Source organism: Fructilactobacillus sp. X7R9C1 (assembly GCF_059901005.1).
The window spans coordinates 65,948-77,015 of the sequence record NZ_JBWXVG010000006.1; the positions used below are offsets into that span (position 1 = coordinate 65,948).

12 protein-coding genes are annotated in these 11,068 nt (G+C 42.2%); 4 read left to right on the forward strand and 8 right to left on the reverse strand.

The genetic code is table 11. The features are described from left to right. The first annotated feature begins 1 nt into the window (after position 1). The 4 genes from AC6UD0_RS05345 (at position 2) to AC6UD0_RS05360 (ending at position 3,484) form a co-directional block, all read left to right on the forward strand. Positions 2-1,405, forward strand: coding sequence for an APC family permease (locus AC6UD0_RS05345; protein ID WP_500693307.1), 1,404 nt, complete (start codon positions 2-4; stop codon positions 1,403-1,405). Between the two features lie 108 nt (positions 1,406-1,513). Beyond that, entirely contained in the window at positions 1,514-2,287 is a 774-nt protein-coding gene (locus AC6UD0_RS05350) for a (S)-acetoin forming diacetyl reductase (RefSeq protein ID WP_500708369.1), read from the forward strand. 62 nt (positions 2,288-2,349) lie between these two features. Beyond that, positions 2,350-2,799, forward strand: a complete 450-nt coding sequence (locus tag AC6UD0_RS05355) for a zinc ribbon domain-containing protein (RefSeq protein ID WP_500708370.1) — start codon at positions 2,350-2,352, stop codon at positions 2,797-2,799. Between the two features lie 52 nt (positions 2,800-2,851). Next, a complete protein-coding gene (locus AC6UD0_RS05360; protein ID WP_500708372.1) occupies positions 2,852-3,484 on the forward strand; it encodes a DUF805 domain-containing protein in 633 nt (210 codons plus the stop codon). A 57-nt stretch (positions 3,485-3,541) separates the two neighbouring features. On the opposite strand, the gene AC6UD0_RS05365 is transcribed toward AC6UD0_RS05360, so the two are convergent. From AC6UD0_RS05365 to AC6UD0_RS05400, 8 genes are all read right to left on the reverse strand, one after another. Continuing rightward, the gene (locus AC6UD0_RS05365) at positions 3,542-4,219 is read right to left on the reverse strand and encodes a zinc ribbon domain-containing protein (protein WP_500708374.1); all 678 of its coding nucleotides are present in this window, start codon (positions 4,217-4,219) and stop codon (positions 3,542-3,544) included. Positions 4,220-4,245: 26 nt separating this feature from the next. Then, positions 4,246-4,893: a zinc ribbon domain-containing protein gene (locus tag AC6UD0_RS05370; RefSeq protein WP_500708376.1), complete on the reverse strand. Its 648-nt coding sequence runs from the start codon at positions 4,891-4,893 to the stop codon at positions 4,246-4,248. A 17-nt stretch (positions 4,894-4,910) separates the two neighbouring features. Beyond that, positions 4,911-5,303 carry a zinc-ribbon domain-containing protein gene (locus AC6UD0_RS05375; RefSeq protein ID WP_500708377.1) on the reverse strand — a complete coding sequence of 131 codons (393 nt, stop codon included), beginning with the start codon at positions 5,301-5,303 and terminating at the stop codon, positions 4,911-4,913. A gap of 144 nt (positions 5,304-5,447) precedes the next feature. Further along, positions 5,448-6,362, reverse strand: a complete 915-nt coding sequence (locus AC6UD0_RS05380) for an ABC transporter ATP-binding protein (protein WP_500708380.1) — start codon at positions 6,360-6,362, stop codon at positions 5,448-5,450. Further along, on the reverse strand, positions 6,355-7,404 hold the full coding sequence (locus AC6UD0_RS05385) for an ABC transporter ATP-binding protein (RefSeq protein ID WP_500708382.1): 1,050 nt from the start codon (positions 7,402-7,404) through the stop codon (positions 6,355-6,357). The genes AC6UD0_RS05380 and AC6UD0_RS05385 overlap by 8 nt, the downstream gene beginning before the upstream one ends. A gap of 14 nt (positions 7,405-7,418) precedes the next feature. After that, the gene (locus AC6UD0_RS05390; RefSeq protein ID WP_500693317.1) at positions 7,419-8,447 is read right to left on the reverse strand and encodes an ABC transporter permease; all 1,029 of its coding nucleotides are present in this window, start codon (positions 8,445-8,447) and stop codon (positions 7,419-7,421) included. Beyond that, positions 8,447-9,379, reverse strand: a complete 933-nt coding sequence (gene opp3b / locus AC6UD0_RS05395) for an oligopeptide ABC transporter permease (RefSeq protein WP_500693318.1) — start codon at positions 9,377-9,379, stop codon at positions 8,447-8,449. Before opp3b ends, AC6UD0_RS05390 begins: the two co-directional genes overlap by 1 nt. Positions 9,380-9,395: 16 nt before the next feature. Beyond that, on the reverse strand, positions 9,396-11,068 hold a 1,673-nt coding region (locus AC6UD0_RS05400), incomplete at its 5' end, for a peptide ABC transporter substrate-binding protein (RefSeq protein ID WP_500708383.1).

Here is an 11,068-nt window from a genome sequence, read left to right on the forward strand (position 1 = left end):
TATGCATAATATGTTCAAGAAAGAATCGGTTGCTAGTTTCGTCAAAGCCGATGCTGGCTTAAAGCGAACGCTGACCGCTAAAGATCTAATCGGTCTTGGCGTCGGAGCCGTTGTCGGAACTGGGATCTTTATTCTTCCAGGACACGAAGCAGCTTTACACGCAGGACCAGCGGTTGCACTGGCATTCTTGCTTGCTGCCATCTTAGCTGGGGTCGTGGGTATGGCGTATGCCGAGTTTTCGTCGGCGATGCCCGTTGCTGGTTCAGCATACTCCTTTGGAAGTGTCGTTTACGGCGAGATCATCGGGTGGATTCTTGGCTGGGGACTGATCTTAGAGTACTTCTTGGCGGTTTCCGCTGAGGCCACTGGATTTGCTTCGTACTTTAATAACAATATTTTAGCCGCCATTGGGATTAACATTCCGAAGTTTCTCCAAAGTGGACCGATGGAGGGTGGTATCGTCAACATCAGTGCCGTTGTCATTACCCTGTTAGTTGGATTACTCGCTTTAATGGGAACTAATTTTTCCAAGAAGATTGAAAATGTTGCCGTGCTGGTCAAGATTGGCATCATTGTTTTGTTTATCGTTGTGGGTGTTTTTTACATCAAGTCAAGCAACTACGTTCCGTTTTACCCCAAGCAATTTCACACCCCACCGTTTGGTTTAGGGGGGATCTCAACCGCCGCTGCCACCGTCTTTTTTGCTTTCATGGGCTTTGACGCGTTGGCATCGAACTCCGCTGAAACCATTAATCCTAATAAGAATATGGCCAAGGGAATTCTTGGAACCGTTCTGATTGCGGCCGTCCTGTACGTCGGGTTCTCTTTGGTCCTGACTGGAATGGTTCATTACTCACTACTAAACGTTGACGATCCAGCCGCTTTGGCATTCTCCATGGTGCACCTGAACTTTATGAACAAGGCCATCACGATTGGAGCGCTATTTGGAATCTTCACCGCCATGGTTACCATGGTCATCGGGAGTTCCCGACTGGTTTACTCGCTTGGACGTGACGGACTAATTTCTAAGAAAATGGGGAAGATTAACCACAAGACCGGAATTCCAACCTACGCGGTTTGGTTAGCCGTCATCATTCAGGCCATCTTTGCTGGAGTTGTTCCATTGACTCAACTAGTTTCATTGATTAACGCTGGAACCTTGGTTGCGTTTGCCTTTATCTCATTTGGGATCATTCCATTGAGACGAAGAAAGGACATCAAGAATACTGGTTACAAGATGCCACTTTACCCATACCTGCCAATCCTAGCCGGACTGATGAGTATCTACTTCATCATCATGTTACCGAACGTGACCAAGATTGCGGTAATTGGTTGGTTAGCACTTGGAATTGTGATCTACTTTGTTTACGGGATTCACCATTCTCGATTGCAAAATGAAGAATAATTGATAAATGAGAAGCCGTGAGATGGCTTCTCATTTTTGGTCGTCATGTGATATTTAGCTGTGATAAAATGAACTTATATTATTAAGAATAAGTGAGGAAATTGAACGATGAATAGAAAAGTGGCTCTAGTTACAGGTGCTGGACAAGGAATCGGAGAGGCCATTGCCAAACGATTGAGTAAAGATGGCTTTTCCGTGGCACTGGTTGGTCGTCATTTGGATAAGGTGGAAGAGGTTGCTAAGGAGATTCAAAGTGACAATGGGGACGCCATTGCCATTAAAACCGATGTTGCCAATCGTGGTGAAGTTTTTGCAGCCGTTGAAAAGGCCGCTAAACATTTTGGTGACTTCAACGTGATTGTGAACAACGCTGGAATTGCGCCAACCACACCAATTCAGACCGTTACTCCAGAGGTCCTGGAACAAGCCGAAAAAATTAACGTGGGTGGTACTATTTGGGGAATTCAGGCTGCCGCTAAGAAATTCAAAGAACTTGGTCATTGCGGTAAGATTATTAATGCTTCATCTCAAGCTGGGATGACCGGTAATGAGAACTTGACCGTTTATGGTTCAACTAAATTCGCTATCAGAGGAATTACTGAAACAACCGCCAAGGAACTTGCCGATGACGGGATTACCGTTAATGCATATTGCCCTGGAATCGTGGTCACTCCCATGATGAATGACATTGCCCAAAATGTGGCTGATGAAGCCGGAAAACCATTTGAATGGGGAATGGAACAGTTTTCAAAGAACATTGCCTTGAAACGACTTTCAAGACCTGAAGACGTGGCTGGCTGTGTTTCATTCTTAGCTGGTCCTGACTCTAACTACATGACTGGTCAGTCATTGTTAATTGATGGTGGAATGGTATTTAACTAAATAGATTAGAACTCTAGCTTTAGCTGGAGTTCTTTTAATACATACGAAAAGGTGAAAGAAAAATGGTATTAAAAACAAGGTTTTGTCCTAACTGTGGAGCTGAAATTCCAGTTGACGTGAAGTTCTGTACGAAATGTGGGTACAAACAACCTACTATTGATGAGTTGGAAGAAATGAATCAGGAAGAGGAGACAACTACGGTTGAAGTTGGCTCAAATGAAAAACAAGACGATGGTCAACTTAAAATTGTGATTCCTGTTTCAGCTGGTGCAATTCCTGATGGATATGAATTCAATCAAAACGGGTCAGTGGCATTAAGTGACCACTATATTCCAGATGATGATCAGATTTTGCGGGATTTTCAACAGGAAGCTTTTAATAAAATTAGAGATATTGTGAAAGAAAATAATTGTGATGGTGCCTTTAATCTGGCAATTCAGACTCAAATTGACGGAGATAGTTCAAAAATGTTCATTTTCGCCTATTTTGACATGGCAAATAGTGTAAAATAAAAGTAGATGTTACATTAGCATCGATTTAAATACATACTATGGAGGTTTTACGATGGATGACACCAAGCACTGTCCCAATTGTGGCAAGTTGTTAAAGGCGGATGTTAAATTCTGTCCTTATTGCGGTCAAGCTCAACCCGAGATGGCTGATGCCCAAAGTAATCAAAGCACTGATAATCAACAGGCTAATTATGGTTATCAAGAAACTAATAATGAGCAGCAGACTTATCGGCCAGAATCCAATAATAGAGCGGATATTCGCTCGAAATATTCATCACCTAACATGATTACATCGTTTAAGGATTTATTTGGGAACATGTTTCATATTTCTGGAAGGATGAGCAGGGCGTCGTATTGGTGGTCATACTTAGATGTATGTTTAATTACAGTTGCTTTTTATTTCTTGATGTTTGTGTTCGGTAGTATAGATTTTTCGGTGGCATACGCGATTACAATATTGATTGGAATTGCATTTCTTGTTTTTGGTGTTGCCGCGGGTATTGCACAAATCACTTCTACGTGTCGTAGATTTCATGACATCAATTATTCAGCTGGTTTCTGGTGGTTACAACTGATTCCATTTGTTGGAAGTATCATCGTTTTCATTTTCATGCTGTTTAGCTCTGTGGACGAAGGAAATCGCTTTGGCGGACCAGATGTTAATTATTTGAAGAAATTAAAATAATTTTTACCGTACGAAAAGGCACATCTCATAATTGAGATGTGCCTTTTCGTATTACTTTTAAAAGTGATCGTAATAATATATGGGAGTATATATAGGACCTATTTTTGCTTCCTTATCAATTTTATTCATTTCTTTTGGATGGGTTAATAGTTTAGAAAATACTTTTTTGTTATTTGAGAATGGTTTCTTAGAAGCTACAACCGTTTCAATATATCGATTTTCAAGTTTGTTATACATTCTGATCATGTACACTTTGTGCCCATGATAATCAAATAAGTACCTGTTATTATTTTTGTTTTTCATAAGAACTAAACTTTTTTGATTTTCAACTTTGTTATCAGTAACATCTTTAGCATCTTTTTTAGAATAGAAATTACTCTCATAATCGTCATAATCTTCTAGCACATATCCAATCATCTCCATCGTGTTATCATCATCCTTATCATGGATCCACTGCATAATTTCATTAGGGGATGTCGATCCTCGGGACTCATAGTACTTATATCCACCAAACGAGATTCCTGCTAGTAAAAGAATGACGACTACGATACTGATAATAATGATTCCAGCGGTTGAGTGCTTCTTTTTGGACTTGTTATTTTCAGATTGACTTTGATGATTAGAAGTTACTTTATCGTTTGAATTCGGCTGTCTCGCACCACAATACGGACAGAATCTGTTTTCTTTTGGAATTTTTTTGCCACAATTTATACAGTATTTTTCGCTATCATTCATCGTGTGTATTCTCCATTTTATTTAAATTAGTTTCTAGATCCTAACATAAATTGCTTATCTGGCTTAATGGTGCTTCCCCAACTTGAATCGATGTGATAGTTGGTTTGATGAAAAACATTGGTTAAAGTGTCAGCAGACTGTAGTGGCATTTTCTTAGGATCCGTGTTTGATTCATCATTACTTAAAACTTTGTATACATAGGTGGATTGATGATTAGGACGTTTAACCTTGATTAAATAGAAACTCCCAAAGCTTTTGTTTTCATTATTATTTTTTATGTAGAACTTATATGATTTATCTTGTTTATTGTACATTAAGGTTGCTTGGTTACCCTCAAAAGAATCGTTAAGCGTGGATGATCCAATGCCACCTTCAGGCAGTTCAGTATTATTAATCGACTTAATCACGCTACTAGCATTCGTATCCTGATTAGGGAAAACATGACGTGCCCTAAAGTAGAAGTTCAAACCGAAAATAACGGCAAGGACAATGGTTCCAATCCCACCTAGCAGTTTCTTCAAGTTACTTTTATTGTTTTGGGGATGATTCTCAGTCGGACTGGTTTTGGGTTGTTGCTTGGTTGTCTGTGGCTGCTCAACTCCACAATACGGACAAAAGCTCGCGTCTTTTTTGATCTTTTTACCACAGTTGACACAAAACTTTGTATTATTCATTAGATTTCATCCTACTTTCAAAATACTTGTGAACCCATGACCATCCCGAAAATAATTCCAATGATCATCAAAACGACCGACGCAATTATCAAAATAATTCCAGCATTTTGGTGGTATTTAAGTTCGATTGCGCCAAGGACAATTCCGATAATTCCAAACACGATGGGGATAAAGAGGGTCGATAAAACGGCGGAAATCCAACCGAACACCAGTAGAAGGGTACTGATGGTTTCGGGATTGCCCTGATTGCTAGTAGTCTGAGGTTGCATACTTGCTGGACTTGGTTGTGACTCATTATGCGGGGTCGAATTGATTTCTGGCTGTTTGGCACCACAATATTGACAAAACTTCGTTTCTTTGGGAATCTTCTTGCCGCATTTAACGCAGAATTTTTCGTTAGTGTTATTCATTGAGATAAACCTCCATCTTGTGATTGAATTCATTATTCACACTAATAGTACCATTCCCTTGTCACTCCCGCAATTGAAGGGTGAATTGAGAGAAATAAAAAACGTTCGACTGAATTTATTTTCAATCGAACGTTTTTGAAACGGCTATTTGTATTGTTTAGCTTCCTCATCACTACAGTAGAGCCAGTGACCAGGACGGACTTCCTGAAGGTATTGGTCTTCTTTAAATGGTTGACTGTGGTCGAACTTGATAATCTTGTGCTGTTTCTCTGAGTGTGGGTCAGGAACTGGCACTGCTGACAACAAGCTTTGGGTGTACTTGTGAAGTGGATGGTTGTATAACTCATCGGTATCAGCCATTTCCACGATTTTACCAGCGTACATGACGGCGATTCGGTCACTAATGTACTTCACCATTGAAAGGTCATGAGCGATGAATAGGTACGTTAGACCCTCTTTTTCTTGAATGTCCTGCATTAGGTTTACGACCTGAGCCTGAACGGAAACGTCCAGGGCGGAAATTGGTTCATCAGCGATGATGAACTTCGGCTTAACCGCTAGGGCTCTAGCGATTCCAATTCGTTGTCGTTGACCACCAGAGAACTCGTAGGGGTAACGACTGGCATGTTCTTCGTTTAGGTTAACGAGGTGCAGGAGCTCTCGCACTCGGTTATCTCTCTCATCAGCGTTTTTAACTAAATGGTTGATGTCCAGTCCTTCGGCGATGATATCCTCCACTTTCATTCGGGGGTTCAGTGAGGCATACGGATCCTGAAAGATCATCTGCATCTGACTACGCAGGTTCTTCATCTGTTTTCGTTTTAACTTCGAGATGTTTTGCCCCTCAAAGTCAATTTCACCATCAGTTGGGTCGTATAAACGAATGATGTCTCTTCCGGTCGTACTTTTACCAGAACCAGATTCACCAACCAGTCCCAGCGTTTCACCAGGATAAATGTTGAATGAGATGTCGTCAACGGCCTTAACTTCGTCGGGCTTTCCGACGTTAAAGTATTGTTTTAAATGTTTAACTGAAACAATGGGATCTTTTTTAGTCATGGTCGTTTTCACCTCGTTTCTTAAATTCAGCCTGGCGCCTTTGAATTGATTCCGGTGGGGTAATCTTTGGAGCTCGCTTATCTAACAACCAGGTGGCGGCGTAGTGGCTGTCACTGACCTTGAAGAAGGGTGGTTGTTGTTCATGGTCGATCTTTAAAGCGTACTTGTTACGGGCATAGAAAGCGTCACCCTTTGGTGGGTTAATCAAGTTTGGTGGGGTACCTGGAATCGTGTTTAAGCGGTCACTCTTCATTGAGAGGGTCGGCATGGAATCAAGGAGTCCCCACGTGTAGGGATGTTGTGGATTGTAGAAAATGTCGTCAACGGTTCCATACTCGACAATCTTACCGGCGTACATGACGGCTACTCGATCGGCGATGTTGGCAACCACCCCTAAGTCATGGGTGATGAAGATAATCGACGTTCCAATTCTGTCCTTTAATTCTCTTAGTAGCTTAATGATTTGAGCTTGAACCGTAACGTCCAATGCGGTAGTCGGTTCGTCGGCGATTAGAACATCAGGATGGTCAATAATAGCCATCGCAATCACGATTCTTTGTCTTTGACCACCAGAAAATTGGTGGGGATAGTCGCGCATTCGTTCTCTCGCGTTGGGAATGCCGACTTCTTCAAGTACTTCGGCCGCCCGCTTTAAGGCTTTTCCTTTGGACATTCCTTCGTGAACTCGCAGTGGTTCGGCCACCTGATTACCGATGTTCATGGTGGGGTCCAGTGAGGTCATTGGATCCTGAGAGATCATGGCAATCTTGCCGCCTCGGATCTTATCCATTTGTTTTTTGGATTCTTTTAAAACATCTTTGCCTTCAAAATCAATTGTACCGTTGGTGATGGTTTCGTTATCAGCTAGAAGACGCATGATAGTTCTCACGGTGATTGATTTCCCTGAACCAGATTCACCAACAAGGGCGAGCGTTTCTCCTTTGTCAAGGTGAAAGCTAACGTCACGAATGGCCTTCACGGTTCCGTTTAGGGTAGCAAAATCAATTGACAGGTTTTTAACGTCTAAAACTTTTTGAGCCATCTTATCTGTCTCCTTTACTTAGATTTTGGATCGAACGCATCTCTTAATCCATCTCCAAGCAGGTTGGTCGTAATCATAATGACAGACAGTACGATTGCTGGAACCCACATTTGATATGGTAAGAAATGAAAGGCCTTCTGACCATCGTTTAGAAGTGTACCAAGGGATGCGTTTGGTGCTGGGATCCCAATCCCAATGAAACTTAGGAAGGCTTCAAAGAAGATGGCCGATGGAATGGTAAACATGGTTTGAATAATGATAGTAGAACTGAGGTTTGGAATCAGGTGTTTCATCGCAATCTTGAATGGTGATTCACCAAGGGTTCTGGCGGCTAGGACGTATTCGGATTCCTTTAGTTTAAAGGTCTGAGCACGAACTAAACGTGACATGGTGATCCATCCGGTAAAGGCAATGGCGATGATGATTGAAGTGATTCCGGGTTTAAGGATTAGTAGTAATAAAACAACGACGATTAGGTTAGGAATTGATGAAAGGATTTCAACGATTCTCTGCATGAAGGTGTCAACGGCACCACCGACCCAACCCGAGATTAAACCGTAAGGAACACCGACTAAGAGGTCGACGGCTGTCGCAACGACCGCGATAAACAGTGATAACCGGGTCCCGTAGAGAATTCTTGAGAAGAGGTCACGACCAAGGTAGTCGGTCCCCATGATGTAGTAGGTTCCCTTTGGAACGTGTTCTGCTTGATATGCGTTGACCATGTGGCCACCGGCTTCGTGAATCCCATTTAGACCGGGGATGTTAAGTGAACCCCACTTTGGTGGTAAGTTCGCATACAGGACGTTTTGAGCGTTTGGATCGTGTGGTGAAAGAATCGGGGCGAAGATTGCGACTAGGGCGATAATGACTAAGAGAATCAAAGAAGTCATGGCAACTTTATTTCGAACTAGTCTTCGTTTAACGTCTTGAAAGTACGTTAAAGATGGGGTGTTAATTGATTCCGATTCAGTGTCCAAGTTTGAAAGATCGTCACTTGCGAACTGGAACTGATCTTCAAGTGGTGGTAAGTTTTCGGCCATTATTCTTTACCTCCGTTTCCTAGTCTGATTCGTGGATCGATGATTCCATAGAGAATATCGACAACTAAGATAATGACAACTAATAAGAATGAGTAGAAAATTGTGAGTCCCATGATGGTGGGGTAATCGTTCGTCAGAATGGACTGAACGAATTGATTACCAATTCCAGGAATTGAGAAGATGTTTTCAACCACCAGTGAACCGGTCATGATTGAAACGGCCATGGGACCAACGATGGTGATAACGGGAATCAGTGAGTTTCTTAGCGCATGATGCGTAATCGTCTTTCTTTCCGAATCACCCTTGGCTTTTGCCAGTTCAATGTAGTCACTGTCTAAGACATCAACCATTTCAGTTCTCATGAACCGGGCGACGTTTGCAAGTGGAAAGGCCGCAAGCGCTAACGTCGGTAGGATACTAGAACTGAAGTTCTGCCAGAGGGCAACTGGGAACCATTGTAGTTTGTAGCCAAAGTAGTACTGAAGCAGAACGGCTAAAACGAAACTTGGGATTGAGATTCCAAGGATTGAGATGAAGGTGGCACTTGAATCAACCCAGGTATTTTTCTTGATGGCGGCAACGGCACCAAGGATGATTCCAAGAACCGAACCAACGACCATGGCTTGGGTACCAATCTGCATTGAAGGACCAATGTCATGGGCAATCAATTGAGTAACTGGTTGGTTGTTAAATTGAAATGAAGTACCTAGATTTCCGTGGAGTAAATTTCCCATGTAGATTAAGTACTGATCCCAAAGTGATTTGTTTAATCCGTACTTTTGGTTCATTATTGCGATTTGACTTGGCTGGAGTTTTGCCTGGTTTGAGTAAGGCGTACCGGGTAAAAATTTCATCAGGAAGAAGGTAACCGAAGCAACAATGAATAAAGTGAGGACTAGGTAGAAAATTCGACGGATGATGTATTTAGTCATTTTAATTTACCTCTCTTTATTTCTTGTAGGTAGCCGCGAGATTGAAATTCCCGTTTGGTGACAGGTTGTAATTGTGAACGTCGCTTCTGGTAAGAGCAGCGGTGTTTTGCTGGTAAAGTGGAACGACTCCCTCTTGCTTAGTCAAGATGGTCTGAGCGTTCAGGAGGTTCTGCCAACGGGCTTGATAGTTGCCGGCGTTTTTATCAGATGCTTGTTTGATCTGTTGGTCAAACTCTTTGTTGGACCAGTGACCGTCATTCATAGCACCACCAGTTTCAAAGAGGTTCAAGAAGGTTACTGGATCTGGGAAGTCGGCGTTCCAAGCTGAGACAACCATGTCGAAGTCCCCACTAGAAGAACGTTGAAGTCGGTTCTTAAACGGAACGTTTGAAAGGGTGACCTTCAATCCAGGTAGTTTCTGTAGTTCAGCCTGCAAGAATTCGGATTGCTTTAGGGACGAATCGGTATCGTCACCCAACAAGGTTAAGTTGAGGTTTTTCTTTCCGGTCTCCTTTAGACCCTCAGTCCAAAGCTTTTTAGCTAACTTGGGATTGTAGTCGTTATAACTTGCGTCCTGTTTGCTTTGGCTTTCGTTTTTGAAATCAACTCCAGTTTGTTTGTTCCAACTCATCTTAGCTGGAACGACACTTGAATCCGGTGTAGCGGTTTTACCTAACACTTGGTTAGAGAGAAGTTGCCGATTGATTGAATGCCCAATGGCCTGTCTAATCTTGGTGTTCTTGAAGAACGGATCCTTCTTCTCGTTCATCTCAATGTAGAAAGTACTTGAAGTTGGTTTCGTTGAGAAGTCTTTTTCGTTTTTCAGTTGGTTAGCTGAATCACCGGTTAGGCCGTTGTACTGGTCAATTACGTGACTAGAGTACAAGTTAAGTCCGGTATTGGGATCTTTAACAACGTAGTATTTAACGGCGTTCAATCTAATGTTCTTTTGGTTCCAGTACGAGTTATTCTTGCTCTCAGTCCAGGCGGTGTTTCCAACCTGCCATTTATCTAACTTGAATGGTCCATCGAATACCATGTCCTTACTGTTTAATCCATACTGACTTCCCGCTTTTTCAACGACCTTCTGATTAAGTGGCAAGTATGACGCACCAGTTAAGAGAGAATTGAAGTAGGGAATTGGTTGCGACAGGTTAACTTGTAACTTATGGGGACCAATGGCCTTAACTCCTAGGGTCTTTGGTGAAGCCTTCCCGTTGGTAATCTTGTCAGCGTTTTTAACTCCCTCAAAAATGTAGGAGTATTGAGAAGCTGTCTTTGGATCAACGATTCTTCTCCATGCGTAGACAAAGTCATACGCGGTCACGGGGTCTCCATTTGACCATTTGGCGTTTCTCAGATCGAAATTATACTGAGTTCCACCTTTGGTTGGGGTAACGACTTTGGTCGCAATGCCAGGTTCAATCTTGCGGTTATTGTAGCGATAAAGACCTTCCATCGTGTTGTTTAGGTTTTGCGCTCCAATACTATCCGTTACCATACTTGAGTCCATCGTAGAAATAATATCGCTGGAGTTGACTGCCATGTCCTTACTCCCCGATTTACTACTTCCAGAAGAACAACCAGTAAGCATCAGCGCTAAAGCGGCACCGATGAATGCTACTGAAAATATCTTCTTATGGTTCAAATGAAACACCTCCATGTTTGCTGTTTTGCTTTTTGTCGAAT

Bases quoted from the DNA above. Each gene is read 5' to 3' on its own strand.
- AC6UD0_RS05345 (WP_500693307.1), top strand. From the start codon at position 2: ATGCATAATATGTTCAAGAAAGAATCGGTTGCTAGTTTCGTCAAAGCC.
- AC6UD0_RS05350 (WP_500708369.1), top strand. From the start codon at position 1,514: ATGAATAGAAAAGTGGCTCTAGTTACAGGTGCTGGACAAGGAATCGGA.
- AC6UD0_RS05355 (WP_500708370.1), top strand. From the start codon at position 2,350: ATGGTATTAAAAACAAGGTTTTGTCCTAACTGTGGAGCTGAAATTCCA.
- AC6UD0_RS05360 (WP_500708372.1), top strand. From the start codon at position 2,852: ATGGATGACACCAAGCACTGTCCCAATTGTGGCAAGTTGTTAAAGGCG.
- AC6UD0_RS05365 (WP_500708374.1), bottom strand. From the start codon at position 4,219: ATGAATGATAGCGAAAAATACTGTATAAATTGTGGCAAAAAAATTCCA.
- AC6UD0_RS05370 (WP_500708376.1), bottom strand. From the start codon at position 4,893: ATGAATAATACAAAGTTTTGTGTCAACTGTGGTAAAAAGATCAAAAAA.
- AC6UD0_RS05375 (WP_500708377.1), bottom strand. From the start codon at position 5,303: ATGAATAACACTAACGAAAAATTCTGCGTTAAATGCGGCAAGAAGATT.
- AC6UD0_RS05380 (WP_500708380.1), bottom strand. From the start codon at position 6,362: ATGACTAAAAAAGATCCCATTGTTTCAGTTAAACATTTAAAACAATAC.
- AC6UD0_RS05385 (WP_500708382.1), bottom strand. From the start codon at position 7,404: ATGGCTCAAAAAGTTTTAGACGTTAAAAACCTGTCAATTGATTTTGCT.
- AC6UD0_RS05390 (WP_500693317.1), bottom strand. From the start codon at position 8,447: ATGGCCGAAAACTTACCACCACTTGAAGATCAGTTCCAGTTCGCAAGT.
- opp3b (WP_500693318.1), bottom strand. From the start codon at position 9,379: ATGACTAAATACATCATCCGTCGAATTTTCTACCTAGTCCTCACTTTA.